Genomic DNA, 26,663 nt, shown 5'->3' with positions numbered 1-26,663 from the left:
AAGCGATTGCCACCCTGTCGGAGGAAGCTTCAGCTCACGACTGGAGGCCGCAGGCCTCCCGGTGGTGTCGCCAATGCTGGTAATCAACGCCAGCGTTGGCAACCTCCGCCCCGCGCCCTGCTATAATGGGCAAACTCATGATTTTACGCCTCTTTTACAAGCACCTACCGATGTACTACTTACTCAAGTTGTTTCCCGAAATCACCATCAAGTCGCGCTCCGTCCGCCGCCAGATGACCCGCTGCCTGGTCGGCAACGTACGCAATGTGCTGCGCCCCCTGGGCGAAGGCTTTCGCGTACAGGGCGGCTGGGATGCGCTGCATGTCAAACTGCCGGAGACGGCGACGCCGGCATTGCGCCGCCAGGTAGAGACCACCCTGGCCTGTATCCCTGGAATACACGAGGTGCAAAGCGTCGATGAACTGCCTCTCCTTTCTTTCGACGATACCGCGAGGCATTTGCTGGCAGCCTGGCAGGAGTCGCTGGCCGGCCACAGCTTTCGCGTTACCGTAAAGCGCAGAGGCCACCACGCCTTCACCTCCGAAGAGATGGAGCGACACCTAGGGCAAGCCCTGCTGGACGCCGTGCCCAGCGCCAGGGTGAATCTCGGACGACCGGATATCGAGGTGCGGGTGGATGTCATCGACAATCACCTGCGACTGGTTCGGCACCGCTGGCCCGGCCTCGGCGGATATCCGCTGGGTGTGCAGGGCCAGGCAATGACGCTGGTCTCGGGTGGCTTTGACTCTCCGGTAGCCGCATGGAAGATGATCCGGCGCGGGATCAAGACCCACTTCCTGTTCTTCGACCTGGGCGGAGCCGGTCATGAGCAAGCCGTGCGTGAAGTCTGTCACCACCTCTGGCAGTCCTATGGCCGCTCACATCGAGTGCATTTCTTCTCGGTTCCGTTTGAGGGGGTCGTCGCCGAGCTTCAGCGCAGCATCCCTGATGGCCTGATCGGCGTCGTCCTGAAACGCATGATGCTGCGAGCGTCCAATCGTATCGCTGCCCGCGCCCGAATACCCATACTGGTGACCGGCGACGCCATCGCCCAGGTTTCCAGCCAGAGCCTGACCAACCTTGCCCTGATCGATGAGGCCAGCGATTTGCCGATACTTCGTCCGCTGGTTGTCGAAGACAAGCAGGACATTATCGACACTGCCCGACGAATCGGCACAGCCCGCTTCGCCGAGTTGATGCCGGAGGTCTGCGGAGCCATTTCCCAGCGTCCCAACACCCAGGCGCAGCGCCATCGGGTAGTGGCCGCCGAACAGCGATTCGACTTCAGTGTGCTCGATACCGCCATCGAGCGCGTCAGCATGACCCGCTCCGAGCGGCTTCTGGAGCAGGTGACAGCAGACATGAAAACATCGGAGCCGGTTCCGGCGCTGCATATCGTACAGAGTGCACAGGAGCTGGCACGTGAAAAAAACGTCAGCGTGATCGACATTCGCCCACCCACCGAGCGGGAGTCGACCCCGCTCACACTTGCGAGAGTCGAGTGCCTGCAGATCCCCTTCTACGAACTCCAGGCGCAAGCCGATTCACTGCCGGGTGATCGTCGCTATCTACTCTACTGCGATCAGGGTGTGATGAGCCGGATGCAAGTCATGCACCTGCTTGACCGTGGCCTGAATCACTTCGGTATCTACCGAGGCACCTGATAGCGGGTCGACTCGCCGATGTTACGATCAACGCACAAACAATATCTTGCCGCTCTGTCAAAAACTTGCACTTCTTGCCGTTTGTAAAATCACTGTATCTCTCACTTCACGCTAAGCTACAAGAAGCAGAAAGGAAACGGCAGAAGGGAGAGGTGCATGGCACCGCAACGGGGTTCGTTACGCCGGAACTCATCCGCTGAGGCCTGGATCGATACAAGCGCCTCGGGCGGAAGAGCTTCCCTGTTCATCGAGGAGCCACCTCTCGAGCCGGCACCCTTGCCGGCCAGGTCACACCGGCTCCTGTATCTGGTGCTGACGACTCTACTGGCCCTGTTCGCCGTGTCCCTTGCCACCCTCTTGGTGGCCGAAGCGCGTACCTCTCACTTCCAGGCCCAGGAACTCTCGCGCTATGCGGGCACCTTGCGTTACACCGTGGCCCCGGGGCAGAGCGAACGTATCCTGTTTCCCAGCCACGGCCCCTTCGACCAGCGCCTGGGCTATACCCAGTTGCCCGAAATCGAGGCACGGCTGCTGGAAAGGGGCTACGAGATAACCCAACAGGCACGTTTTTCAGCCCCACTGCTGGAGTATGCCAAGCGTGGTTTCTTCCCGCCCTATGCGGAAAAGACGCAAGCCGGCCTGACCCTGATGGAGTGTCGCGGGGAAACGCTATACGCGTTTCGCCACCCCCAGCGCCACTACCCCCATTTCGATACCGTCCCTCCCCTGATGCTGCAGGTGCTGCTGTTCATCGAGAATCGCCACCTGCTCGATGACAGCACGCCCTATGCCAATCCGGCCGTCGACTGGCCTCGATTCACCATGGCTGCGGTATCCCAGGTCGGCCGGGCGCTGGATGTCTCCGGCCAGTCTTCCGGCGGCAGCACGCTTGCCACACAGTTGGAGAAATACCGCCACTCCCCCGGCGGCCTGACGGGCTCTCCCATGGAGAAGCTACGCCAGATGATCTCTGCCAGCGTACGCAGCTACATGCATGGCCCCCAGACGCTATCGGCGCGCCAGGACGTGGCGCTGGACTACATCAACTCGGTGCCGCTGGCCGCGGCTCCTGGATACGGCGAGGTTCACGGCATCGGTGATGCGCTCTGGGTGTGGTTCGGCGAGGACTTCGACACCTTCAATCGCCAACTGGTGGCGAGCGGCAGTCGGGGAGATGAGCTGGCTCAAGGGCTGGCCCTGCGCCAGATCGTGGCATTGATGATTGCCCAGCGACGGCCCTCCTGGTACCTCAACGGGGGTCGCCTGGCGCTTGAGCAACTCACCGACAGCTACCTGAGGCTTCTCGCCGACGAAGGCATCATCGCCCCCGCATTACGCGATTCGGCTCTCGCTCAGCAGCTGACCTTCCGCGATTTCAGTGGCGACCCGGCAGAACTGCGGATCGAGCAGGACAAGGGACTGCAGACAGCTCGTGGTCGCCTTGGAAGCCTGCTGGGCCAGTCGTTCTACGATCTGGACCGGCTCGACTTGAGCGCCCGGACAACGCTGCACGGCGGACTGCAGGAGCAGGTCACGGCTTACCTGTACCAGTTGGCCGACCCTGACTTCGCCAGCGAGATCGGTCTGTTCGGCGACCGCCTGTTGTCGCCGGAGAAGACGCGAGAGGTTCGCTACAGCTTTACGCTCTATGAACGCGGTGAAGACAGTTTTCGCGTCCGCGTACAGACCGACAATACCGGCCAGCCCTTCGATATCAACGAAGGCAGCAAGCTGGAGCTAGGCTCCACTGCCAAGCTCAGGGTGCTCGCGACCTACCTGGAAGTCATCGCCGAGCTCCACCGGCGTTACGCCGGCGAACTGACGGAATCACTGCGACGGGTCGAGCTGGACCGCCAGGACGTTCTCAGCCGCTGGGTCGTCGACAGTCTGGTCACCCGGCCCGATCTCTCACTGGCGGAACTGCTCGATGCCGCCATGGATCGCCGCTATTCAGCCAGCCCCAACGAAGCCTACTTCACCGGCGGTGGGCGCCACACCTTCAGCAATTTCCGTCGTGAGGACAACGGCCGCAACCCAACGCTCAAGGAGGCCATGCGCGAATCGCTCAACCTGCCCTTCATCCGGCTCCTGCGGGACCTGGTGAGCTACAGCACCCACCATAACGAACATCGCAGTCAGCTATTGGAGGATGACCTCGACCCACGTCGGCTGGAGTACCTGCAACGCTTTGCCGACCGCGAAGGTCGCGCCTTCCTGCAGCGTTTCTGGAACAAGTATCGCAACCTCGACAGCAATGCGCGCCTGGAGGCCTTCCTCGGCGGCCTGCGCAATACTGCCCCGCGCCTGGCGGCAGTGCATCGCTACCTTTATCCGGAGGCCGACCGCACTGCCTTCGCTGCTTTTCTCGCCGAGTGGCTGCCCACCACCACGACGCTCAGCGAGCGCCGGGTCGATGAACTGTATGATCGTAATGCGCCGGGCAGCTTCTCGCTGTCGGATCAGGGCTATATCGCCAAGGTCCACCCTCTTGAGCTGTGGCTGCTCGGTTACCTGCTGGACTATCCCGAGGCGAGCTTCTTCGATATTGCCGCCGCCAGCCAGCAGGAACGTCAAGAGGTGTATGACTGGCTATTCAGGACCCGCCACCGCAGCGCCAGGGATGTGCGTATCCGCACCATGCTCGAGGTCGAAGCCTTCCTCGACATCCATCAGCGCTGGCAGCGACTGGGCTACCCCTTCGAGTATCTCGTTCCTTCGCTTGCCACCGCGGTGGGCTCTTCCGGGGATCGTCCAGCGGCTCTGGCCGAGCTGATGGGCATCATCCTCAACGATGGTGTGCGCTTGCCGACACTGCGCATCGACGACCTGCACTTCGCGGCCGACACCCCTTACGAAACCCGCTTCCTGCACTCAGACCGCCTCGCCCAGCAGGTAATGGAATCTGAAGTGGCGGCGACCCTGCGCGAAACGCTTTCCAGCGTGGTGGATGGGGGTACCGCGCGCCGGCTGCAAGGTAGCTTTACCCTGGAGGACGGGACAGCCCTGACCCTCGGGGGCAAGACCGGCACCGGAAACAACCGAATCGAAACCGTGGCGCGAAGCGGCCAGGTCATCGACTCCAGGGCACGCAACCGTACCGCCACCTTCGTCTTCTATCTCGGTGACGACCATTTCGGCACCCTAACTGCCTATGTCGCGGGCAGTGAGTCCGACAACTTCCGCTTCACGTCGGCACTGCCGGTACAGGTGCTCAAGGGCATGGAGCCGATCCTGCGCCCCCACCTCCAGCCCGGACGAGGCGTATGTGATGCTGACAAATCAGGAGGCACCAACGAGGACATCGGCTCACCAATGAGAGACAGCTGAGTACTGGCGAACACGATGTTTGCCCTGCGTTGGCGAAAGAGCAGAAAAAGCCCGGTATCGTTATACCGGGCCTGGAATAAGGGACTAAAGATAGAACTGAATATCTCTACCTAACGGCAGGGAACGACCTTGCGCAGCGTGTCTTTCGCCCAGAGCACCTGGCCGTCGGGCGTCTTGCCGTGCTCGCTCCAGCGCTCGGTGACCTCGATGCAGAAGGAGCCGGCGTTTTCCGTCCACACATCCGGGTTGGAGGGACGTTCGCCGCCGATTCTCAGCAGATCGGGATTGTCGGTAGTGTAACGTGGAGCAATGGTGGTGTTACTGGCACAACCGGTGACGAAGAGAGTCACCATCAGAATGGGTAAACAGTGGCGCAGCGGCATGTTCACAAACCCTCGAAAGTTACGATTTTCACTCCGGCAGAGATTGCCGGTAGCGCTAAATAGCATTGCTTAGTTACTTCAGTCAATATTTTCTCGAACAGCGTTTTCAATGACCTAATGGCGAGCATTGCCCAGCTATGCCAACCTGCCTGAGACAATGAACAAGCGACAAGGAAATGACGATGATCGACCTCTGGACCTGGACGACACCGAATGGCCGCAAGGTCTCCATCCTGCTGGAAGAGCTCGGTCTGCCCTACCGCGCCCACGCCGTGGATATCACCCAGGGCAAGCAGTTCGAGTCGACGTTCCTGGCGGTAAGCCCCAATAACAAGATCCCGGCGATTCGCGATAACGAAACCGGCATCGTGTTGATGGAGTCAGGGGCCATCATGGTCTATCTCGCCGAGAAAAGCGGTCGATTCCTGCCCAGCGACCTCGAGGGGCGCCACCGCGCACTGGAGTGGTTGATGTGGCAGATGGGCGGCATCGGCCCCATGCTGGGCCAGGCCCACCACTTTCTGCACTTCAACCCAGGGAAGGCGCCCTATGCGGAGGAACGGTTTCACGGCGAGGCACAGCGCCTCTACGGCGTCCTCGACAGACGCCTTGACGAAAGCAAATACCTTGCCGGTGAATACGGCATCGCCGACATGGCGACCTGGCCATGGGTTTCCCGCTTTGAGTGGCAGCACATTGACCTCAACGACTATCCCAGCGTGAAGCATTGGTACCAAAACATGGCCGCCAGGCCAGCGGTGCAGCGGGGCTATCACTGCCCCAAGGAAGTCAACGCAATCCCACAGCCCTGATTGCGCCACGGCGCGGCCTTCTCCCCCTATCACAGCCCAGACGCGGCTATCAGCCTCGTTTATCTCGTCCCATTCGCCGATCTGCGTCTACCCTGAGCAACATGATCTCGAATCCTGAAGCCACAAGATGTCGACCCATCCCTATGGCAGAAACCTTTTCAGCCCAACCACCGGATCAGCAGTACTCTCCGGAACCCAATATTCTCGAACGCCGTGCGGCGGACTATCTGAAAAAACAGTCGCCCAGGGAGCACTATCCATCACAGGCGTGCAGTAATGCAGAACGGACCGCGCTCAAGCGGGCAAGCCGCCGGGCGATAACCTGGTCGGCCATTGCAGGGATCCTGTCGGGGGGCGTCATCGGCAGCATGGAGTGGTTCATGCGCCAGGGCATGCTCGATGGTATGGAGGACATGACCCTGATGGAGCAACTACCCTACTGGGCCGGCTTCTCCGTGGTCGCGGGCGTAGTCAGCTTGATGGAAGTCCTTTTCCTATACTGGAACGCCTTGCGTGGCGTCGCCCAGACTAGCCAGGTCGCCGGCATCCCGCTTCAGGACAGCGAGCACGCAAGACTGCTGCTGAGTGGCATGTCACGCGTGGCGCTAGAGCTCCCCAGCCCCAGGCACCGCATCTATGGCATCTACCCCTATGCCCAGATGGGCCAGTGGAAGCTGACGCTAATCTCTGTCATGTATCGGATGAAAGTCGGGGTCAGCAGCTTCATCCTGCGTGTGCTGCTGAGGCGTGTCTTCGGCCGCATGGCCATGCGTGGGTTGCTGCCGCTGGCCACCGGGCCACTCTATGCTATCTGGAACGCCATCATCACCTGGCGCATCATGCGCAAGGCCAAGGTCCAGGCCCTTGGCCCCTATACGATAGAGTCTCTGATGCAGCGCCTGGAAGACGACCTCGATCAACTGGGCAGCACCGCGCGCGAGGTGATCCTGCACGGCATGGGAGAGCTGATCATGCGCAACCAGGACGCACACACCAACCACGTCTACTTGCTCTCCCGGCTGCTCGACGCTTTCGAAGTGAGCGACAGGCAACTGGCCATCGACTGGCCGGGCCACCGGCGTCAACTCGACACGCTCGACGAGGCAGAAACGCGCTGGGTCCTAGATATCCTTAGCGTTGCCACGGTTCTGGGCGACAAATGGCGGGGCAGGCCCCGGCGCTTCTTGCAGGAAGTCCACGAGGCCTGCGGGGCAACGTACGACGAGGAGCATATTAAGGTAATGCGCAAGCAAATGCTGGAGGGCCGTGAGCCAACCTAGCATCGCCGCCCAGGTCCCCTTCCCGCCACGCCCAAGAGGCGTATCGGACGGTGCTCTCCTCAGAACAGGCCCAATTGACGATCGACCAGTGCAGAAAAGTCATCGCCGACGAAAGGAAGGATGGCATCGGCCACCGGCTGCAGCTGCCGGCTCAGGTAGTGGTGATAATCGATGGCGGAGCGGCGTGTTTCCAGCGGTTCAGGGCCCGCCACGGTCATCACATAGCGAATCCAGCCGCCGTTCTGGTATTGCCTGGGCCGGCCCAGCTGCTGATTGTATTCGTCGGCCAGCCGCGCCGCACGCACATGGGGCGGCACGTTGCGACGATAGTCGTCGAGCCTGCGTCGCAGCCGCTTGCGATAGACCAGCCGCTCATCGTACTCACCGGCGAGCGTGCGCCGAACGTAGTCACGCACGAACTCACGGTGCGGCTGGAGGGTGAAAATGCGCCGGTAGAGCTCCTGCTGGAAAACCTTGGCCAGTGGCGACCAATCCGCACGAACCGCCTCGAGCCCCTTGAAGACGATGTGCTCACTGCCGTCTTCCCCCCGCACCAAGCCCGCATAGCGCTTCTTGCTGCCCTGCTCGGCGCCGCGGATGGTTGGCATGAGGAAGCGACAGAAATGCGTCTCGAACTGCAGCTCCAGGGCACTTTCCAACCCCAGTGTCGATGTCAGGTGCTCGTCCCACCAGCGATTGACGTTTGCCGCCAGCTCGCGCCCGATGGCGCCGGCCTCCGCTTCACTTCTTCGACTGCCTAGCCACACGAAGGTCGAGTCGGTGTCACCGTAGATAACGGTATATCCCCTGTCTTCGATCAGCTCCCGTGTGCGATGCATGATGGCGTGGCCACGTAGCGTAATCGACGAGGCAAGCCGGGGGTCGAAGAAGCGGCAACCCCTGGAGCCCAGTACGCCGTAGAAAGCGTTCATGATGATCTTCAACGCCTGGGACAGGGGCGCATTGCGTTCGCGCTTGGCCGCCTCGCGGCCCTGCCAAACGCGCTCCACGATATCGGGCAGGGCGTGCTGCGTGCGTGAAAAACGGGCCCCACGGAAACCGGGCACGCTATCCTCCTGCGGCTCACCAAGACCCTCCACCAGCCCCACCGGGTCGATCAGGAAGGTGCGGATGATCGAGGGATAGAGGCTCTTGAAATCCAGTACCAGTACCGAGTCGTAGAGCCCCGGCCGGGAATCCATGACGAAGCCGCCCGGACTGTCCTCGCCCTCGCCACGCCCTTGGAGAAGATTCGGTGCCACGAAGCCCAGCCGGTGCATGCGTGGCAGGTAGAGATGCGAAAACGCCGCCACCGAGCCACCGCTCCGGTCGGCAAGCAAGCCGGTGACGGCGGCCCGCTCGAGCAGGAAGTCGATCAGCTCGGTCTCGGCAAAGATTCGCGTGACCAGCTCGCAGTCCTTGAGGTTGTAGCGGGCAAGTCGAGGCTTGTCTTCGGCGAACATGCAGTTGATCTCGTCCATGCGCTGGTAGGGGCTGTCGATGGCCTTGCCCTCGCCCAACAGCTCCTGGGCAACGTGCTCCAGGCTGAACAAGTCAAAACGCCAGGTTGCCTGGCGCAGCATCTCGATGCCGTCGATGATCAACCGACCCGCGGCCGAGGCAAAAAAGTGGTTGGCATTGCTGCCGTGGGCTCGCCACTCCATGGGTTCACCGCCTCGGCCAAACAGCAACGGAACGCCGAATTGCTCGGCGTGGCGCTGCAGGATGCGCAGGTCGAACTGCACCAGATTCCAGCCGATGATCGCATCCGGATCATGCTCTGCGATCCATTCATTCAATCGTACCAGCAGCGCCTTGCGGTCATCGCAGTAGAGTAGGGAAAGGTCCCGGGACTCGGGCGCATCGCCCGACTCAGCCTCCCTTCCATTCGCCGGCCCCAGCATGAAGACCTGGCGCTGACCGCAGCCCTCCAGGGCAATGGAGTAGAGATCGCCCCGCTCGCTGGTCTCGATGTCCAGCGACGCCAGCCTGAGCCGTGGCCGGTACTCCGGCGCCGGCTTGAGCTGGGTCTCGATCAATGCACCTCGGGAAGTCTCTGGTTCCGCGAACCATACCGGAGCGGTGATGTAGCGCTCCATCAGGTAGCGCTCAGGCGGCCGCACATCCGCCTCGAAGACATCGATACCGGCCTCGCGCAGCCGTCTCTCCAGCTGCATCAACTGTCGATGCTGCCGGCAGTAGAGCCCCAGCACGGACCGGTGATGAAAATCGCGAAGCTCAAGCGGGCGTAGTTCGACGTCGCGTTCGCCATACAGCAAGACTTCCGCCTGCGTGCGCTGCTCGACGGGAATGAAGGCCACCGAAGGCTGGGGCGGCAAGCGCACACAGCGCGGGCCGGCATCGGTGGCGAGCCAGAATGTCACCTCGGTACCCGCGGGGGTGTCCCGCCAATGGCGGGTCAACACGAAACCCTGTTGCTCCTTCACCGTCGCCTCATACCTGCCTGATCAGGAGGATGTTACTCGGTGACAGGGGGAATGTCGTCGCTGGCACCAAAAAGCCGGATCGCCACAAGGCCACCCGACCGCCCACCACATAATAAAAGAACATTGTTGGAGGTAGCTTTAGCTCCGGTCCGACGCATCGGCGACCGCGGTGTTGCCGCCGCTTCGGCGAGTCGCAAAAACGATAGCGCGGCACGAAAAGTAAGGAAACCAGCCGATTCTGCTTCAACCACTGAGATATACAGTCAGTGACAGGAATCGGCCAGGAGTTGGCATTTATAATGATTTTATATAACAGCAGAATCAAGCCGGGATGTGAAGCCGCATCGCCTTGAATTAATTGTTCGAGTTTAGTCTTTCCACTTTGCACGCTGTGTCTCCCGGAACAGTTGCGCTGATTCAACACCACCTGCAGAATAAGCAGCTTTCTCGGTTTTGTTGCAAGATCGACAGTAAGAGCGTTTGGCTCTGTTGCCATAGCTGAATTCGGCACTTTCATAGCTTTTTCCACAGATTGAGCAGGTCTTCTGTAGCACGCTCATCATAAGCACCTCCTGAATTAGCTTGCTTTTCTGTTTAATAGATGCAGGGTCCCGAATGACCAACTGAGCTATAGGTGTTATCCTTTGCTGGCGACCAAGGAACTTCTTCAACAATTCATCCGGGATCAGGTTCATGGACAGCAACCTGCATAAGCAATCGACATCGACATCGACATCGACATCGACACCGAAGATTCGTGCTCTGATCAAAAAACTCAATTCACACACTCTCTGCACCGGCCTGAGATTTCTCCGACTACATTCAATCTCCCCGCAAGACTAATCGTATTGTATTTACAGGCTCCGCAGTTGCAGCTTATATCTCTTAACGTAACGTAAAGTCATAGCCGTCAATTGTCTGCGCCGCTACCGCATAAGGCAACATGAATGATATGACTAAAGCTGCAATAAAGGTGCCTGAATTGGCCACATACTTTAATCCTGTTAACTTCTAAGCTAAGCGGGGCGCGTCAGCTGGAGCGCTTGGTTAGTTTTTATTCCTTTTTTAACATGCACCGTCACACTAATCGCTTAGCTTCAATCTTGCCTACCGTCTTGTTGGTCTCGACAAGCACGATATTACCTTGTAGTATTTTACCTGTGCTGGAGTGAAACTCCATACGATAGTTGGACCAAGGTCCATACTGAAACTTCAAGGCCTTCTCACGTATTTTGGAACGGAGCTTTAGCTTCGTTAACGTAAGACGGAAAAAATACGGAAAAGTGCTCGAAAATAATTTTCTCTTTACCTCCATGTCAGCCAATTCAATACAGAGACGAGCATATAGAGTAGTTCCTGAAAATAGTTCAAAATACCCAATCCCCCAATAATCTTTCTTGTTTGGCCCGTGACCATAGGTAATCGCAACATCTCCTACAGAATGCGGCTCCGGAAGCTCTGCGCCCATTAGCTTTCTTGCATGTTCTGGTGCCCAATTGATAGTTAGACTCCATTTCCCAGCAAATTTACGGCGATCAACATAAGCCGTAAAAAAAGTTACTAACATAAATGCAATAATAGCCCAAATGAATCTTGCACCTAGAGAACTAAGGACTGACTGCATCCATGTTAGAGGATCAATATTCATAACATCACCGAGAAATCTAATAGAAATTAGACGATAGCTTTATTCAGCAAATCAGCTTTCCAAACTTCTAGTAACCCCTTGAGCCTTCACGTAGTTAAATGGAATTTGGCTATGTTTCCAGAAACTCAACGCCTGCTGCCTTTGTCACCTCGTCTGCTTTGGGTCGTCTCCAGCCCTTCGTTGCACACCCCCCAATGCCGGCACCAAGCCGCCCTCATCGGGCCACGTCAACCTCCGCCAGTCGCGAGCTAAAGCTACCTCCAACAATAGCCGATGAAACCGACAATGGCTGTTTCGGGTTGTCTTCTACCCTTCGCTCAACCCTAGGAAACTGCCGATGCCGTGCTGCCTTCACCTGGCTACGTCAATCTCCACCGGTCGAGAGCTAAAGCTGACTCTCACAGCTCGTCGATGCGACGTGTGGTGGCGGTATTGAGTCTACTTCTGGGCACGCTACCACAGGGGAATTGTAGCGACTGGTCAGATTCCCTGGCATTGGCAGCACGCAATGTCGCCACATGGCAACACGCACGGATGGCGCTGATACTTGTTTTTACACGACAGCCTACTCACACTTTCATCGAGTTGCGTAGGGAAACTTCGGATTATGATGGATTATGATGAGAGAAGGGTGTCATGCGGATGGGTCGGTGCGGGGGAGTTCCGGCCCATGCAGGGATGGGCCGGAGAAGCACTAAGATGGAATCGCTTCAGTCGCAGGGCACCACGGCACGGCTAGTGTCCTTGGCCCAGAGTATCTTGCCATCCGGCGTGGAGCCGTGGGCATTCCAGGTTTCGGTCACTTCAATGCAGTAGGACCCAAGGTCCTCGACGCTCTTTTCAGGGTCGGCCGGTCGGTCGTTGCCGATCCGCAGGATTTCGGGGTTTTCGCTGGTATAGCGCGGCGCCACGGCGTTGGCACCGCAGCCGGCAACCAGAGCTATCACCATGAGCAGGGGAAGTGCGTGTTGCAGTTTCATCGTATCATCCTTATAAACGTTCGTTTTACGGATGATGCGCAACAGGAGATGCGAGAGCATGCTAATGGGACTAATCCGTTAGCCCTACACCGCATGCCTGCAGTCTAAAGGAACGCAAGTGGTGGCGCCAACCAGCAATCAGACGCGCTCATTGACGCAGCCTGTTCTGTCCGGGGGTCGTTACCCCCTCGAGGCTTGGCGCGTCGCCCCCGGCTCGGTTGCCCAACACGCTGAAGGAGCCGTCGGTTTCGAGCACGACAGCCTCGATCTTGCTTAAATCGGCAAGGCCAGCTGCGCGGACTGCCGCGCGCACCTCATCCTTGGTGACTCGCGCTTTCACCAGGGCATGTGACAGATAATCCCCACGAAAGAAAAGCAGCGCCGGTTCGCCGGTGACCAGTTGCCGTACCCAGCGCTGGCGAACGCTGGCCCAGGTGACCAGGTACTGCATGCCAACCAGAAGCGCAAAGGCCAGCGCGCCCTGAGCCAGGGTCACGTCCTCGCTGAGCATGACGGTGGCGAGTACCGAACCCAGTGCCACCGTCACGACCAGATCGAAGGCGTTCATTTTCGATAGCGTACGACGCCCGGAAATCCGCAGCAGGCACACCAGGCTGGCATAGCCCAGCACGCCCAGCACCGCCGTGCGCAGCAGGGCGCTAAGAGTGTCGAAGAAGATCGGATCCAAGCAAGTCTCCTTGTCAGCGAGTCCAGTGTCAGCCTAGTGCAGGTTGGCAGGTCATGTGCTGATCCATTCGACGACTCCCATCGACCGGGTGCAGTGATGATCCAACAGGGCTACAATCGAGGACTGTTTTTCCTGGGAATATCAGAGCCGATATGTCGAACAACGCAAGCGCCCCGCGCAAGATCCTGGTCACCAGTGCCCTGCCCTACGCCAACGGCTCGATTCACCTTGGCCACCTGCTCGAGTATATTCAGACCGATATTTGGGTGCGCTTCCAGAAGAGCCGCGGCAACGAGTGCCACTATGTCTGTGCCGACGATGCCCACGGCACCGCGATCATGTTGCGCGCCGAGCAGGAAGGTATCAGCTCCGAGGCCCTGATCGAGCGTGTCTCGACAGAACACCAGGCGGATTTCGCCACCTTCGGTGTCGCGTTCGACAACTATCACTCGACGCATTCCGAAGAGAACCGCTACTTCAGCGAGCTGATCTACACCCGCCTGCGCGACGCCGGGCATATCGCCACCCGCGACATCGAGCAGATGTACGATCCGGTGAAGGGGCTGTTCCTTGCCGACCGCTTCATCAAGGGCACCTGCCCCAAGTGCAAGACCGCCGACCAGTACGGCGACAACTGCGAGGCCTGCGGCGCCACCTATACTCCGGCGGAGTTGATCGATCCGGTATCGGCGATCTCCGGCGCCACGCCCGAGGTGCGCAGTTCCACCCACTACTTCTTCAAGCTGCCCGACTTCGCCGACTTCCTCAAGCAGTGGACGCGCGGCGGCCACGTGCAGACCCAGATCAGCAACAAATTGCAGGAGTGGTTCGAATCGGGGCTCAACGAGTGGGATATCTCACGCGACGCCCCCTACTTCGGCTTCGAGATTCCCGATGCGCCGGGCAAGTATTTCTACGTCTGGCTGGACGCGCCGATCGGCTATCTGGCCAGCTTCAAGAACCTGTGCGAGCGTACCGGCATCGACTTCGATGACTTCTGGAAGAAGGATTCCGAGGCCGAGGTCTACCACTTCATCGGCAAGGACATCGTCTACTTCCATGCGCTGTTCTGGCCCGCCATGCTGCATGGTGCCAATTTCCGCACGCCCACGGCGGTGAACTGCCACGGCTTCGTTACCGTCAACGGCGCCAAGATGTCGAAGTCGCGCGGTACGTTCATCAAGGCGGCCACCTACGCCGAGCATCTCGATCCTGAGTACCTGCGCTACTATTTCGCCGCCAAGCTCACCTCGCGAGTCGACGACCTGGATCTCAACCTTGACGACTTCGCCGCCCGGGTGAATGCCGACCTGGTGGGCAAGGTGGTCAATATCGCCAGCCGTTGCGCCGGTTTCGTCAAGAAGCTGGGGGATGGCAGGCTCTCGGCACACTGTGCCGAGCCGGAGCTGGTAGCGCACTTCATCGCCGCCGGCGACGGCATCGCCGAAGACTTCGAGGCCCGCGAGTTTGGTCGTGCGGTGCGCAAGATCATGGAGTTGGCCGACGAGGCCAACACCTACATCGCCGACAAGGAGCCGTGGGTACTGGCCAAGCAGGAGGGTCGCGAGCAGGAAGTGCTGGACATCTGCTCGGTGGGCATCAACCTGTTCCGCCAGCTCATGGTTTACCTGGCCCCGGTGGTACCGGCCATGGCCGAGCAGGCGCGGCAGTTCCTGCAGCTCGACTCGTTCGATTGGCAGTGTCGTCACGAGGTACTTCTGGGCCATGAAGTTGCCAAATTCAAGCCGCTGATGACCCGCGTGGAGCGAGAGAAGATCGATGCCATGATCGAAGCATCAAAGGAGGATCTGGTGGAAGAACAGAAGCTCAAGGAGGCGATCAAGGGGCCGTTGGCTGAAGACCCCATCGCCGGCGAGATCGCCTTCGACGATTTCGCCAAGGTCGACCTGCGCATCGCACGTATCGCCAAGGCCGAATATGTGAAGGGGGCAGACAAGCTGCTGCAATTGACCCTGGATCTCGGCGGCGAGACACGCAACGTGTTCGCCGGGATTCGTTCCGCCTACGCCCCGGAAGCCCTGGAGGGCCGGTTGACGGTAATGGTCGCCAACCTGGCGCCGCGCAAGATGCGCTTTGGCATGTCAGAGGGCATGGTGCTGGCTGCCGGCGACAAGGAGGGTATCTACCTGCTGTCACCGGATTCCGGCGCCGAGCCCGGCCAGCGTGTCAGGTAACACGCGATCATATGAAAAGCACGGCCACTGCCGTAATGCCAGCCAGTTACGCTGACTGGCATTACAACGCCAGCCCCGGAATTACCTTTTGGCTGGTACCGGCGGCGAAGAGTTCAGCGTAACGCCTGACGATATCATGCGCGCCACCGACCAGGCCATGTATCAGGCCAGCGCCATCGAGCGTTACCCCCCCCTTAGCCCTACAGGAGCGCATGTGACGGGCGACCCAAAGCTGATCGACGCCATCGACACCCTGCTGCCGCAGACCCAGTGCGGCAAGTGCGGGCACCCCGGCTGTCGGCCCTACGCCGAGGCCATTGCCGAGGGTGAGGCAGTCAACCGCTGCCCACCGGGCGGTGAGGAAACCGTCGCTCGGCTAGCCGAGATAACTGGCCACCCACTCATGCCCCTAGAACAACCGGCTCAGCTACCGCTGGCCGCCGTGATTCGCGAAGCGGAGTGCATCGGCTGCACCAAGTGCATCCAGGCATGCCCAGTGGATGCCATTCTCGGCGCCAGCAAGCGTATGCATACCGTGATCAGCACCGAATGTACCGGTTGCGAGCTGTGCGTGGCACCCTGCCCGGTCGACTGTATCGATCTGCTGCCCCACCCCGACTGGGCTTCAGCCGACAGCAAAGCAGCCAAGGAAGCCTATCTGGCATCCCGGGCCCACAAGGGGCGCAAACGCTTTGACGCGCGCAATCAGCGCCTGGCGCGGCAGGCACGTGAGAAACGCCTGGAGCGCCAGCGGCGCCTGATACGCCAGACATCACGCACCAGCCGCAGCACCTCGGACAACCGGCTCGAGCAGCGTCAACGCCAGATGGCCGTCAACGCCGCTGAACGGGCCCTGCGCCGGGCCAGGCAGCAACTGGCCCATGCCGAACGCCAGGACACTGCAGAGGCAATCGAGACGGCCCAGAATCGGGTAGCACAGGCGAACAGACTGCTCGACGACGCTCGCACCGCCCTCGACATTACCCCATCCCGCTGACCTCCAAAGACTTGGCCCCGAGATGAACGCCCAGAAACGCCACGAGATCTTCAAACGCCTGCGCGAACACAACCCCGAACCCACCACCGAGTTGCACTGGTCGACCCCCTTCGAGCTGCTCACGGCGGTGCTGCTCTCCGCCCAGGCCACGGACGTTGGTGTTAACAAGGCTACCGCACGGCTGTTCCCGGTGGCCAATACACCACAGGCGGTGCTCGATCTCGGTATCAACAGCCTCAAAGAACACATCAGGACCATAGGCCTGTACAACACCAAGGCCGAAAACCTGATGAAGACCTGCCACATATTGGTCGAGCAACATGACGGTGAAGTCCCGCGAACCCGCCCCGCCCTGGAAGCGCTGCCCGGCGTCGGCCGCAAGACCGCCAATGTGATTCTCAATACCGCCTTCGGCGAACCCACCATCGCCGTAGACACCCATATTTTTCGGGTATCGAACCGCACCGGACTGGCCAAGGGCAAGGACGTGGTGGAGGTGGAAAATAAACTGCTACGCCATGTGCCTACGGAGTTCCTCCAGGATGCTCACCATTGGCTCATCTTGCATGGACGCTACACCTGCGTGGCGCGCAAGCCGAGATGCGGCAGCTGTGTCATAGAGGATCTCTGCGAATTCAAGGGCAAGGTCGATATCGCCTGAATGACGAGTACGACCAAGGGGGGTTTTGCATATTCGCGCAAGCTGTTGGACGATAGCGACTCTGACAAGTCGACAATAACAATGATCGAGCCGATCCATGCGCATTCACGACCACCCCATCCAAGCGAGAATCGAGTCGCTGCTCTCCCTCTCGCAGGAGCATGCAGACATCTTCTGTAGCCCTTCTGCCTGGCTGGCACGTGAACGCTATCTCGCCGCTCATCCCACGCGCATCGTGGTCATGAAGTGCATGGACGGGCGTATTCATATTCCCCACGCCACTCGCACACCGCTGGGTATCATCACTCCCTTTCGCAACCTTGGCGGTATCTTCCATCTCGGCTGGCCCTATCTGGGCGAAATGCTCACCGAGACGGTGTACGAGGCGATTCGAGGCGGCCATGGCGTGCTGATGATCATTACCTACCACTTCTCCCGAGGTGAGCGCGCCCGAGGCTGTGCCGGCTTTGACTGCGACAGCGATGCCGCCCTGGCACACGCCCGAGAGATCCGTACCCAGGCGGAACAGCTGTTCGGCCATGACCATCGCCATGTCTATCCCCTGGTCTGTGGCTTCGAAACCGACGGCGATGCCTTGCTCGTGCACGGCGATGACGATACCCGCCTCGACATGAGCAAACTGGCCCTGACCGATGCCAGTGACCTGGAGCGACGAGTCACCGCCCTGTGCCCCGATATGCCCAGCGATATCCGTCGCGACCTGCTGCCACTGCTGGAAGGCAACCTGCTGCATGTGGATTCGCTGCGGGGCGTTGCCCGTAAACTTGATAATGAACATCAGGAATGGGTGATCTGCATAGGCCGTGGCTTCGACTTCCTGCATCTGCCCAACACCGCCTTGATCATCGGACCCTACAGCCCCGACCTGTCGGAACCCATCGGCACCGCAGCGGCCATTATCGATGCCAACATGAAGTCTAGGCGGATTCCCGATGATGGTTTCTTGCTGCTAGCCTCGACCCCCTATCAGGAAGCCGGAGTGGACCGAGCCCGGGCCGTGATGAAGTCTCGTTTCCTCACAAGCTTCGCCTCCCGGGTCATTCACCGCGAACATCCGAAATTGGCCAAACGCATGCTAATGCGTACCGCCGTGGTCCATTGGCCCAGCCGCCGGCTGGAACTGATCAGCGAAGCCTGAACGCGCAGGAGGCAGAGTTGAGTGAACTAAAATTCCTGCTGTTGCCAGTGCCCCGGGCGTATCACCTCAACCAGAGCACCCGGGCACTGAACGAGTGACTGGGGCGAGCTGGGATCGCTCTGTGCGACAGGTTGCCGCTGTAATCGGCCAGCCAAGGACAATCTTCACAATCCCAGTGCTAATTGCCGATGACGCTCTCCTTCCACCTAATCAAAGGTCTTAATGTCCTTGGCCAGAGGAACGCGTTACGCTGAGTCGAACGCAGACGCTTTCCAGAATAATGAGACTCCCATGCAAGAGATACTGCTGCCCCTCGCCATGGCCGCCACCTTCGGCGCCTTCACCGGCTCGCTGTTTCGCCTGACACGCAGACCCGGCTATGAGCGCCCCTTCATGTTCCCTGTCGTGGGCCTGGTTGCCGGCTTAACCGCCTACATGATCTATCATGTACTGGCATCCGTCACCGGTGCACCACCCTGGCTGCTGCCGATACTCGTTGTGCTCCAGGTCTGGCTGTGGCTCGGCCCATGGGGACCGAAGTTTCGTAAAGTGGAAAACGGCGATGAAGGTCGTTAACCCTGTGCCTCAACTGATCTCGAATTCACCGCCCTGCTCCACCGCCCGACGATAGCCATCACGCTTACGGCAGCGATCGAGGAATGACTGTAGCTTCGGGTAGCCCTCGAGACCGCCTCGTCCCTCCAGGGCAAGCACGGGAAAGCTCATCTGAATATCCGCGGCGCTGAAACATTCTCCGGCGAACCATTCGGCAATCGCCAACTCCGCTTCCCAATACTTCTTGAGCGAGCGAATTTCCGGCCCCAGGAACTTCTGCTCCACTCCCTTGGCGAACAGGCGTCCCAACGGACGAATCAGTGTCGGCACCGGCGGCTTAGCAAGCCGTGAGAACACCAGGCGCATGACCAGCGGCGGCATGGCAGTACCCTCGGCATGATGCAGCCAGAAGCGAAAGCGTTCATAGGCTACTCCGCCCGGTGACGGGCGTAATCGCGCGTCGGGATCATGATGATCGAGCAAGTACTCGAAGATAGCACCCGATTCGGCCACCACGCGGCCATCACGGCTATCATCCGAGATGACTGGAGACTTGCCAAGTGGATGAATCACCTTGAGGGACTCTGGTGCCCTGAGCGTTTGCGGGTCACGTTGGTATTCGATCACTTCATACGGCGTACCGAGCTCTTCCAGCAGCCATAGCACTCGCTGGGAGCGAGAGTTTTCTAGATGATGGACACGTATCATTGAGCGACTCTCTCTGATTAAAGCAGCATAGGCCCTGAAGGAGAACAGAACCGGCTCTGAAGGTAAATGGAACCGGTATGTCACACTAAGACCCTGTCAGTTTGGCCCAAGGTCGTCTTTGCCGGTCCCCCTCTGCCCACTAGACTGATCCGTAACAACGAATAAAGACGCTAACGTATAAAGACCCTGGAGGAGTACTCAATGGCCAAGGTGCTGGTGGTGGACGATGAACCCAATATCGTCCTGTCGATCGAGTTCCTGATGCAGCAGGCCGGCTTCGATGTGGTCACCGCCGAGGATGGCGAGAGCGCACTTGAGAGGGTCGCCGAAACGCCCCCGGACCTGATCTTGCTGGACATCAGCCTGCCGGGGATCAGTGGGTTCGACGTACTAGAACAGCTGCGCGGCGACCCACAGCACGCCCGCCTGCCGATCATCATGCTCACCGCCCACGGCCGCGAGGTCGAACGAGAGAAGGGCCTCGCCCTGGGTGCCGACGATTACGTGACCAAGCCCTTCTCCACCCAGGCGCTGGTCGAGAAGGTCAAGAGCCTGCTGGCCGAGGACGCATGATGATGCGGGGCAAGCTCCCCAAGCGCCAACGCTTGATCGGCCTGTGGCTGCTACTGAGCGGCATCAGCCTCTTTGGCGGGGCGCTGTTCGCCGCCTGGCTGGATAGCCTATTCCAGCCCCAGGGGCTTGCGCGTCTGGTGCTCTGGCTAGGCTGTTTTTCCGGCGGCGGCACGATTTTTCTAGTTGGGCTGCTGCTCGAACGCATGCTTTTCACCCCCTTGCGTCACCTGCAGGTCCAACTCGCCCGCCTCGTCGCCAACCCCGACGCCCGCGAGGACTACCCGCCCGAAGGCTGGCTGCGCGGCCTTGGCCCGGATATCATGCGCGTCCGTGATGCCTGGCGAGCGGACCGTCAACGGCTGGCTACCGCCCACGCCGAAGGGGCACGCAGTGCCGCGCGGATTCGCCAGGAACTCGAGACACTGCTGCAAGTGCTCGACACCCCCTTGCTGCTGAGCGATCACCATCGGCGCCTTTTGCTGTTCAACCAGGCTGCCGAGACCCTCTTCGATGACAACCCCGGCCTCGGGCTAGGCAAGCGGCTTGATGCCCTGCTGCCCGTCACCAGCCTACAGGACGCCCTGGGCCAACTGCCGAAAGATGGCGCCCCGCGTGAACTGCTGATCCCTTGCGATGAACGCTGGCTGCACGTGGTGATGCGCCGAGTGCCCAACAGCAACGGCGAAACGCTGCTCACCCTGACCGATGCCACCGCCGCCTGGACCAGCGAGATGGGCGCCCGCGCCGGGCTTGCCGATATGCTGACACCCTTGCGTCGCCACGGGGCAAGCCTCAGCAGCGCCGCTGAGACCCTGAGCAGCGCGCGGCTTGCCGGGCGGCTCGACGACACGCTTCGTGACCGACTTGAATCCGTAATCGGTGAGGAGAGCCAGGCCCTGGGTCAGGGCATCGAAAGCCTGGGCAAGCTAATCGAAGACATGCAGCAGCAGGGTGAACGGCTGGTACCGCTGTGGTCCAACGACCTGTGGCAGTCGCTCAACGAACGCCTCGGTGACGAGCCGTTGGAAGTTTTGCCGATTGGCATGCCGGCCTGGTTCAAGGGTGATGCCCCGGCGCTGCTGGTGCTGCTGGAATCCCTGCTGAAACGCCTGCAGGACCATGTCGGCACCACCTCCTTCGAGGCCGAGATGCTGCTCGGCAATCGGCGCGTATACCTAGACCTCATCTGGTCCGGCAAGCCGCTCTCCCAGCGCGAACTGGCAGCCTGGAGCGACGAACGACTCGACGCCTTGCCCCTATCGCCGCGGGTGGGCGACCTGCTGCGTCAGCACGACAGCGATGCCTGGAGCCTGGCCGACAACGATGGCCGGCACGCCCGGCTGCGCCTGCCACTGCCCGCCGTGGAGCGCGTCGGTGCTCCACGCACGCTGGCGGCACCGCGTCCCGAATTTCATGACTTCGGCATCGCCGACCTGCCGCCTCCTGATGCCGAGCTCGCCCGCAGGCCACTGCGCGCCCTGGAGATCGTCTCCTTCGATACCGAAACCACCGGCCTTGAATTGCGCCGTGGTGACACGGTGATAAGTATTGGCGCCTGTCGTATCGTCAACGCCAGACTACTGGCAAGTGACGTCTTCGACGTTCGGGTCGATCCTGGCAAGCCGATCCCCCCGGCCAGTACGGCGATCCACGGTCTCACCGACAGCGACGTCAGCGGCGCTCCCCCCCTGCCCGTGCTGTTACCGCGCTTTCGCAACTATATCGGCGATGCGGTTGTATTGGCCCACAATGCGGCCTTCGACCTGCTTGCCTTACAGCCCCCGGGAGCCAGTGTCACACTGGACATGCCGGTGCTGGATACATTGCTGATATCGCGAGCCCTGGACGAAAGCCTGGACGGACACGACTTGGATACCCTGGCCGACCGCTACAGTCTCCGCTTTCCGCCCGGGACGCGGCACACCGCATTGGGTGATGCCCGAGTCACAGCAGAACTGTGGCTGGCACTACTTCCCCGCCTTGAGGCGAGAGGCATAGAAACCCTGGAACAGGCGCTCGCGCTTCAAGCCAGTGCCTTCGACCGGGAGGACGCCTGCACATGAACGAATCCAGGACAGAAGCCCGCACCCATGCAAGGCTGATTGCCCTCATCTGTCTCGCAGTCTTGATGTTCTCGCCCCCGCTTGTGCTGATCTTCAACCGGCCCGCCGAGCGAGGCCTCTCGTGGCTGCCACTTTATCTGTTCCTCGTCTGGCTGATAGTGATCGGATTGGCCGCCTGGCTGATGGAACACCGGCAGGAGGACACTTGACGCGATGAGAACCGATCCGGTGGTGCTGACGGTCGCCTTCGGCTACCTGGCACTGCTGTTCGTCATTGCCGCCTGGGGCGACCGGCGCGCCGAGACGGGCCGCTCCGTGATCGGCTCGCCCACCGTCTACGCCCTGTCGATTGCGGTCTACTGCACCGCATGGACCTTCTATGGCAGCGTGGGGCGCGCCGCGGAGTCCGGGCCCAGCTTTCTGTTGATCTATCTGGGGCCGACCCTGGCCATGCTCATGGCCCCCTTCATGATTCGCAAGATGGTGCGCATCGCCAGCACCCAGCGCATCACCTCCATTGCCGATTTCATCAGTGCCCGCTACGGCAAGAGTTCGAGCCTCGGTGCCCTGGTGGCGCTGATCGCCCTGATCGGCATCACTCCCTATATCGCCCTGCAGCTCAAGGCCATCACCCTGAGCCATGCCGTGCTGGTCAACTATCCGCAAGCCGCCGACTTTCGCCTGGCCGACGAGAGCTTCTGGGTCGACAAGTCCTTCTGGGTCGCCCTGGTCCTGGCAGTGTTCATCATCCTCTTCGGTACCCGACACCTGGACGCCAGTGAACGCCATGAAGGCATGGTGGCGGCAATTGCCTTCGAGTCGCTGGTCAAGCTGGTTGCCTTCCTGACCATCGGCGTGTTCGTGGTGTTCGTGATGTTCAATGGCCCGATGGACCTGTTCAGCCAGGTTGCCGAGAGCCCTCGACTGGTTGGAGCTCTCGGTCTCGATGCGGTGCCCGGCGGTGCAACCGGCTGGGTCGGCACCCTGGTGCTGGCATTTCTGGCGTTTCTGACCCTGCCCCGCCAGTTCCAGGTACTGGTAGTGGAAAACGTGGATGAGCGCCACCTCAGGCGCGCCAGCTGGCTCTTCCCGCTCTACCTGGTCGCCATCAACCTGTTCGTGATCCCCATTGCCATGGCTGGAATGCTGCTGCCGGTCGGCAATAGCGACCCGGACAGCTTCGTGCTGACGCTGCCGTTGTCCGCAGGGCTCGAAGGCATACCCCTGCTGGTCTTCATCGGCGGCCTCTCGGCGGCAACCGGCATGGTGATCGTCGAGACCATTGCACTCTCCACCATGGTCAGCAACCAACTGGTGATGCCGCTGCTGCTGCGCTCCAAGCGCCTACAGCTCAGCTCCCAGGGCGAACTCGCCGGCTGGCTGCTGGGAATTCGCCGCGTTGCCATCGTGCTGATCCTGCTGCTGGGCTACCTCTATCATGCGCTGATCGGTGACTCTTACAGCCTAGTCACCATTGGCCTGGTCTCCTTCGCCGCCGCCGCCCAGTTCGCACCCGCTCTTTTGATCGGCATGTACTGGCGAGGTGCAACCCGAGTGGGCGCCAGCCTGGGCCTGATCGCTGGTTTTGTAATCTGGGTATACACCTTGCTGCTGCCGGGCTTCGCCCAGTCGGGCTGGCTCAATCCCGACTTTCTAGAACAGGGGCTGTGGGGGCTTGGCTGGCTGCGCCCCTATGCACTGTTCGGCCTAGAGGGATGGGACATCTACAGCCACTCGCTGCTTTGGAGCCTGCTGGCCAACGTCGGCATTCTGGTCGGCGTTTCCCTCTTTACTCGTCAGAGTGCGCTGGAGCAGACCCAGGCGGCGCTGTTCACCAACGCCATGAATCCGGGATTGCAGCACACCTCCCTGTGGCGCGGCCAGACCACTCGCGGCGAATTGCAGACCCTGCTGAGCCGTTACCTCGGCGCCAACGCTACCGCCCGAATACTCGCCGACCAGAAGAGCAACCCGAACAATTCCGATCCGGCACCACCGGCGATGATCGCCCGTGCTGAGCAGGCCCTTTCAGGCGCCCTGGGGAGCGCCTCGGCAAGGGTGCTGATCAATTCCGTGGTGCGTGGCGAGGCCCTGGACCTGGAATCGATTCTGAGCATTCTCGACACCACTTCTCAGACACTCGAATACAACCGCCGCCTCGAACAGAAATCCAACGAGCTAGCCAAGATCGGCGAAGAGTTGCGAGCTGCCAACGAGCGCCTGCGCGAGCTCGACCGCCTCAAGGACGAGTTCGTTGCCATGGTCAGCCACGAACTGCGCACCCCCCTGACCTCGATACGCGCCTTTGCCGAGATCCTGCGCGACGGCAAGGACCTGCCGGAAGACAAGCGCATTCATTTTCTCGAAGTGGTCGTGCTGGAGAGCCAACGGCTCTCTCGCCTGATTGAGGAAATACTTGACCTGGCGCGGCTGGAAAGCGGAAGACTGACCCTGAGCCCCCAGCGGCTCGACCTGGTGACCCTGACCCGCCACAGCGTGGATGCGGTGCACCGCCTGCAGGAGGACCGCGGGGTTACGCTCCAGGTCGACATCGATATGGACGAGGCACCTGTCATCGGCGACCCGGACCGCCTGGAGCAAGTAATCATCAACCTGCTCGACAATGCCGGCAAGTTTGCCGATGACGACAATCCCCAGGTTCGTCTCCACCTGGCGAGGCACAAGGAACACGTTCGCCTCAGCGTGGAGGACAACGGCCCCGGCATCGCTGCCGAAGAGCGCGAACGAGTCTTCGAGAAATTCCATCAGATCAAGCGCTTCAGCGGTAGTGCAGGCAAGGCCAGAGGGCGGCCCAGAGGCAGCGGCCTAGGCTTGCCGATCAGCCGCGGTATCGTTGCCCACCTGGGTGGCAGGCTCTGGGTAGAGGACGCCCCCCAGCTCAAAGGCGCCTGCCTGGTCATGGAGCTGCCCCAGGCGCCGGAATGAGTCACAGCGCCGCCACCCCGGCGACAAACCGCCCAGCTCCCGCCGCGCCCTCGTCGCCTACCGCCTTGCAGCCGGTCGTAAAGAACGCGTGCCGACGACAGCAACTCGTGAGAAAACTGGAGGAGGACTGAGAAACCTTCGGAGCTTGCCTAGTGTGATGGATTGATCCGCCCCCTCCAGGGAAGGAAACGGAAGTCATGATCAGCGAGTCCCCGCCCCCTTCTGGGCCAGCCTGACCAGACTACGAATTGCGTGCATGTCATGGCGAAGAAGCAACCGCTGGTCGCCCTCCATGTGAGCGATATCGACCCAGCCTTCGGGGAAAGCTCCTGCCTTGAGGCTCACCCGCTGTGCCAGTAGCACCCTCTCCTGAAGCCGATCCAGGGCGGCAATCAAACCTCGCGATTGGGTGGTCGTCAGGGCCTCCTTGAGTACCAATGCAGACAGCCGAAGACGCGTATCGGTGACTCTCACACCATGGCGAAGCGCAAGCAGCCGCACGGCGCTGACCAGTGGTATCAGCCCCTGCAGCTTCAGGTTGATGGCATTCTCGTGGGGTGCTCCTTCGCCGTTTCCCGCCAGTCGCCCGAAGCGGTCCAGCGCCACGGGTGACTCGTTCAACAGTGCCGCCATCTCATCGAGAAACAAGTTCGAGCCTGGCATCAGCTGCTGAACGTGATCGGCCAGCAATTCGGCAAGGCTTTCGTCGCCATGTAGCGGATGGAAATCGAGCAGGATGTTGCTCTGCTGTACGCGCTTTATGCGTCGTTCGCTGGTCCACAGCGTCAGCTGATCGCGCCATTCGGAAAGCCGCTTGCGCCACATCGGCCAGCGCGCCATGACATGGCCGTTACATAGCGGGATCCCCGCAGCATCCAGCCGTGCCGTGAAGCGCTCTCCCAGGGACTGAAAGAAACCGTCGATCTCGGTATGCCGTTCATCGGGATAATCGGCAATGATCATGGCATTGTCCTGGTCCGGCCCCAGCAGGCTCTCATGGCGAGCGCCGGAGCCCAGGATCAACACACAAAAGGCGACCGGGGGCTCACCCCAGCCCAGCCCCAGCATCTCATCCAGCGAGAGCTGGATGGCCCGCCGGTAGAGCAGTTCGTTATGGTCGCTGATCAATTGGCTAATGCGCCAGGCGGGAATATCGAGCCGCTGCAACGCTTCGACCAGGCGCGCCTGCCAGGCGTGAGCCATCGCCAGGTCCGGTTCGGGCCCGAGCTCGGTCAGCGCATCACGCAGGGGGGCAAGCAAGGAGGGAAGCGTCTCGGGGGCGGGCAGAGTGTCGGCGGCAAAGAGTTCACGCCAGGGCGAGGCACGGTGCAGTAGGCGCATGAGGGCTCCCTGAATAGGCTCCCCCCAGTGTAAGGCCGCACCGTGCTTCTTTCCCTTGTCCTAATGGATAAGAGCCCATACGTTTCGGGCTTGCACAACGGGACGGGGCCATATAAGTAGCTTCAGCTCACGACTGGAGGCCGCAGGCCTCCCGGCGGGGTTGCCAGTGCCGGCGACCATCGCCTACGCCGTGGCCTCCGCCAAGGCGCCTATCGGCGCCAGTCGCGATGCGGAGC

The 26,663-nt window shown here is 60.6% G+C and carries 21 protein-coding genes; 13 read left to right on the top strand and 8 right to left on the bottom strand.

Features of this window, described 5'->3' with window-relative positions; all coding sequences use genetic code 11:
• Positions 1-170: 170 nt before the first annotated feature.
• Both thiI and DU490_RS15260 read left to right on the top strand, forming a co-directional pair.
• Positions 171-1,664 carry a tRNA uracil 4-sulfurtransferase ThiI gene (thiI, locus tag DU490_RS15265; protein ID WP_114575131.1) on the top strand — a complete coding sequence of 498 codons (1,494 nt, stop codon included), beginning with the start codon at positions 171-173 and terminating at the stop codon, positions 1,662-1,664.
• Between the two features lie 156 nt (positions 1,665-1,820).
• Positions 1,821-4,991, top strand: a complete 3,171-nt coding sequence (locus tag DU490_RS15260; RefSeq protein ID WP_114575130.1) for a transglycosylase domain-containing protein — start codon at positions 1,821-1,823, stop codon at positions 4,989-4,991.
• 110 nt (positions 4,992-5,101) lie between these two features.
• On the opposite strand, the gene DU490_RS15255 is transcribed toward DU490_RS15260, so the two are convergent.
• The gene (locus tag DU490_RS15255; RefSeq protein ID WP_114575129.1) at positions 5,102-5,374 is read right to left on the bottom strand and encodes a hypothetical protein; all 273 of its coding nucleotides are present in this window, start codon (positions 5,372-5,374) and stop codon (positions 5,102-5,104) included.
• A 182-nt stretch (positions 5,375-5,556) separates the two neighbouring features.
• On the opposite strand from DU490_RS15255, the gene DU490_RS15250 reads away from it, so the two are divergent.
• Positions 5,557-6,186: a glutathione S-transferase family protein gene (locus DU490_RS15250; protein ID WP_114575128.1), complete on the top strand. Its 630-nt coding sequence runs from the start codon at positions 5,557-5,559 to the stop codon at positions 6,184-6,186.
• A gap of 143 nt (positions 6,187-6,329) precedes the next feature.
• A complete protein-coding gene (locus DU490_RS15245) occupies positions 6,330-7,466 on the top strand; it encodes an LBF_2804 family protein (protein WP_147270474.1) in 1,137 nt (378 codons plus the stop codon).
• Between the two features lie 59 nt (positions 7,467-7,525).
• Here DU490_RS15245 and DU490_RS15240 read toward each other — a convergent pair whose 3' ends face one another.
• From DU490_RS15240 to DU490_RS15220, 5 genes are all read right to left on the bottom strand, one after another.
• Positions 7,526-9,913, bottom strand: coding sequence for a DNA polymerase II (locus tag DU490_RS15240; protein WP_114575126.1), 2,388 nt, complete (start codon positions 9,911-9,913; stop codon positions 7,526-7,528).
• A gap of 7 nt (positions 9,914-9,920) precedes the next feature.
• Positions 9,921-10,430, bottom strand: coding sequence for a hypothetical protein (locus DU490_RS17040; RefSeq protein WP_147270473.1), 510 nt, complete (start codon positions 10,428-10,430; stop codon positions 9,921-9,923).
• Positions 10,431-10,991: 561 nt separating this feature from the next.
• Positions 10,992-11,561: a hypothetical protein gene (locus DU490_RS15230; RefSeq protein ID WP_147270472.1), complete on the bottom strand. Its 570-nt coding sequence runs from the start codon at positions 11,559-11,561 to the stop codon at positions 10,992-10,994.
• Between the two features lie 710 nt (positions 11,562-12,271).
• Positions 12,272-12,541 (bottom strand): hypothetical protein, encoded by a 270-nt coding sequence (locus DU490_RS15225; protein ID WP_114575123.1) that lies wholly within the window; start codon positions 12,539-12,541, stop codon positions 12,272-12,274.
• A gap of 148 nt (positions 12,542-12,689) precedes the next feature.
• The gene (locus DU490_RS15220) at positions 12,690-13,229 is read right to left on the bottom strand and encodes a DUF421 domain-containing protein (RefSeq protein WP_114575122.1); all 540 of its coding nucleotides are present in this window, start codon (positions 13,227-13,229) and stop codon (positions 12,690-12,692) included.
• A 152-nt stretch (positions 13,230-13,381) separates the two neighbouring features.
• Here DU490_RS15220 and metG point away from each other — a divergent pair, with 152 nt between their 5' ends.
• The 5 genes from metG to DU490_RS15195 all read left to right on the top strand — a co-directional run bounded on the left by metG (position 13,382) and on the right by DU490_RS15195 (position 18,817).
• The gene (gene metG, locus DU490_RS15215) at positions 13,382-15,424 is read left to right on the top strand and encodes a methionine--tRNA ligase (RefSeq protein ID WP_114575121.1); all 2,043 of its coding nucleotides are present in this window, start codon (positions 13,382-13,384) and stop codon (positions 15,422-15,424) included.
• Between the two features lie 88 nt (positions 15,425-15,512).
• On the top strand, positions 15,513-16,421 hold the full coding sequence (locus tag DU490_RS15210) for an RnfABCDGE type electron transport complex subunit B (protein ID WP_258801685.1): 909 nt from the start codon (positions 15,513-15,515) through the stop codon (positions 16,419-16,421).
• Between the two features lie 22 nt (positions 16,422-16,443).
• Positions 16,444-17,082, top strand: coding sequence for an endonuclease III (gene nth / locus DU490_RS15205; RefSeq protein ID WP_114575120.1), 639 nt, complete (start codon positions 16,444-16,446; stop codon positions 17,080-17,082).
• Positions 17,083-17,179: 97 nt separating this feature from the next.
• Positions 17,180-18,241 (top strand): hypothetical protein, encoded by a 1,062-nt coding sequence (locus DU490_RS15200; protein ID WP_114575119.1) that lies wholly within the window; start codon positions 17,180-17,182, stop codon positions 18,239-18,241.
• Between the two features lie 291 nt (positions 18,242-18,532).
• A complete protein-coding gene (locus DU490_RS15195; RefSeq protein WP_114575118.1) occupies positions 18,533-18,817 on the top strand; it encodes a hypothetical protein in 285 nt (94 codons plus the stop codon).
• Between the two features lie 9 nt (positions 18,818-18,826).
• On the opposite strand, the gene DU490_RS15190 is transcribed toward DU490_RS15195, so the two are convergent.
• Positions 18,827-19,504: a glutathione S-transferase family protein gene (locus tag DU490_RS15190; protein ID WP_114575117.1), complete on the bottom strand. Its 678-nt coding sequence runs from the start codon at positions 19,502-19,504 to the stop codon at positions 18,827-18,829.
• A gap of 201 nt (positions 19,505-19,705) precedes the next feature.
• On the opposite strand from DU490_RS15190, the gene DU490_RS15185 reads away from it, so the two are divergent.
• Genes DU490_RS15185 through DU490_RS15170 form a run of 4 tightly spaced genes read left to right on the top strand, consistent with a single transcriptional unit; the run spans position 19,706 to position 25,086 of the window.
• Complete coding sequence (locus DU490_RS15185) at positions 19,706-20,077, top strand: response regulator transcription factor (RefSeq protein WP_114575116.1); 372 nt, start codon at positions 19,706-19,708, stop codon at positions 20,075-20,077.
• A complete protein-coding gene (locus DU490_RS15180) occupies positions 20,077-22,140 on the top strand; it encodes an exonuclease domain-containing protein (RefSeq protein ID WP_114575115.1) in 2,064 nt (687 codons plus the stop codon). Before DU490_RS15185 ends, DU490_RS15180 begins: the two co-directional genes overlap by 1 nt.
• Positions 22,137-22,349 carry a hypothetical protein gene (locus tag DU490_RS15175; RefSeq protein ID WP_114575114.1) on the top strand — a complete coding sequence of 71 codons (213 nt, stop codon included), beginning with the start codon at positions 22,137-22,139 and terminating at the stop codon, positions 22,347-22,349. Before DU490_RS15180 ends, DU490_RS15175 begins: the two co-directional genes overlap by 4 nt.
• A 4-nt stretch (positions 22,350-22,353) precedes the next feature.
• The gene (locus DU490_RS15170) at positions 22,354-25,086 is read left to right on the top strand and encodes a sensor histidine kinase (RefSeq protein ID WP_114575113.1); all 2,733 of its coding nucleotides are present in this window, start codon (positions 22,354-22,356) and stop codon (positions 25,084-25,086) included.
• A 201-nt stretch (positions 25,087-25,287) separates the two neighbouring features.
• Here the strand turns inward: DU490_RS15170 and DU490_RS15165 are convergent, their stop codons facing one another.
• Positions 25,288-26,427: a DUF294 nucleotidyltransferase-like domain-containing protein gene (locus DU490_RS15165; RefSeq protein ID WP_114575112.1), complete on the bottom strand. Its 1,140-nt coding sequence runs from the start codon at positions 26,425-26,427 to the stop codon at positions 25,288-25,290.
• Between the last annotated feature and the right edge of the window lie 236 nt (positions 26,428-26,663).

The organism is Halomonas sp. DQ26W (genome assembly GCF_003339685.1).
Taxonomy (GTDB): domain Bacteria; phylum Pseudomonadota; class Gammaproteobacteria; order Pseudomonadales; family Halomonadaceae; genus Halomonas.
The sequence above is the reverse complement of the archived record's forward strand: the minus strand, read 5'-3'. Positions and strand labels throughout refer to the sequence as shown.

Excerpts from the sequence above, each read along its gene's own strand:
- thiI (WP_114575131.1), top strand. The coding sequence starts at position 171 with ATGTACTACTTACTCAAGTTGTTTCCCGAAATCACCATCAAGTCGCGC.
- DU490_RS15260 (WP_114575130.1), top strand. The coding sequence starts at position 1,821 with ATGGCACCGCAACGGGGTTCGTTACGCCGGAACTCATCCGCTGAGGCC.
- DU490_RS15255 (WP_114575129.1), bottom strand. The coding sequence starts at position 5,374 with ATGCCGCTGCGCCACTGTTTACCCATTCTGATGGTGACTCTCTTCGTC.
- DU490_RS15250 (WP_114575128.1), top strand. The coding sequence starts at position 5,557 with ATGATCGACCTCTGGACCTGGACGACACCGAATGGCCGCAAGGTCTCC.
- DU490_RS15245 (WP_147270474.1), top strand. The coding sequence starts at position 6,330 with ATGGCAGAAACCTTTTCAGCCCAACCACCGGATCAGCAGTACTCTCCG.
- DU490_RS17040 (WP_147270473.1), bottom strand. The coding sequence starts at position 10,430 with ATGAAAGTGCCGAATTCAGCTATGGCAACAGAGCCAAACGCTCTTACT.
- DU490_RS15230 (WP_147270472.1), bottom strand. The coding sequence starts at position 11,561 with ATGAATATTGATCCTCTAACATGGATGCAGTCAGTCCTTAGTTCTCTA.
- DU490_RS15225 (WP_114575123.1), bottom strand. The coding sequence starts at position 12,541 with ATGAAACTGCAACACGCACTTCCCCTGCTCATGGTGATAGCTCTGGTT.
- metG (WP_114575121.1), top strand. The coding sequence starts at position 13,382 with ATGTCGAACAACGCAAGCGCCCCGCGCAAGATCCTGGTCACCAGTGCC.
- nth (WP_114575120.1), top strand. The coding sequence starts at position 16,444 with ATGAACGCCCAGAAACGCCACGAGATCTTCAAACGCCTGCGCGAACAC.
- DU490_RS15200 (WP_114575119.1), top strand. The coding sequence starts at position 17,180 with ATGCGCATTCACGACCACCCCATCCAAGCGAGAATCGAGTCGCTGCTC.
- DU490_RS15195 (WP_114575118.1), top strand. The coding sequence starts at position 18,533 with ATGCAAGAGATACTGCTGCCCCTCGCCATGGCCGCCACCTTCGGCGCC.
- DU490_RS15190 (WP_114575117.1), bottom strand. The coding sequence starts at position 19,504 with ATGATACGTGTCCATCATCTAGAAAACTCTCGCTCCCAGCGAGTGCTA.
- DU490_RS15185 (WP_114575116.1), top strand. The coding sequence starts at position 19,706 with ATGGCCAAGGTGCTGGTGGTGGACGATGAACCCAATATCGTCCTGTCG.
- DU490_RS15180 (WP_114575115.1), top strand. The coding sequence starts at position 20,077 with ATGATGCGGGGCAAGCTCCCCAAGCGCCAACGCTTGATCGGCCTGTGG.
- DU490_RS15175 (WP_114575114.1), top strand. The coding sequence starts at position 22,137 with ATGAACGAATCCAGGACAGAAGCCCGCACCCATGCAAGGCTGATTGCC.
- DU490_RS15170 (WP_114575113.1), top strand. The coding sequence starts at position 22,354 with ATGAGAACCGATCCGGTGGTGCTGACGGTCGCCTTCGGCTACCTGGCA.
- DU490_RS15165 (WP_114575112.1), bottom strand. The coding sequence starts at position 26,427 with ATGCGCCTACTGCACCGTGCCTCGCCCTGGCGTGAACTCTTTGCCGCC.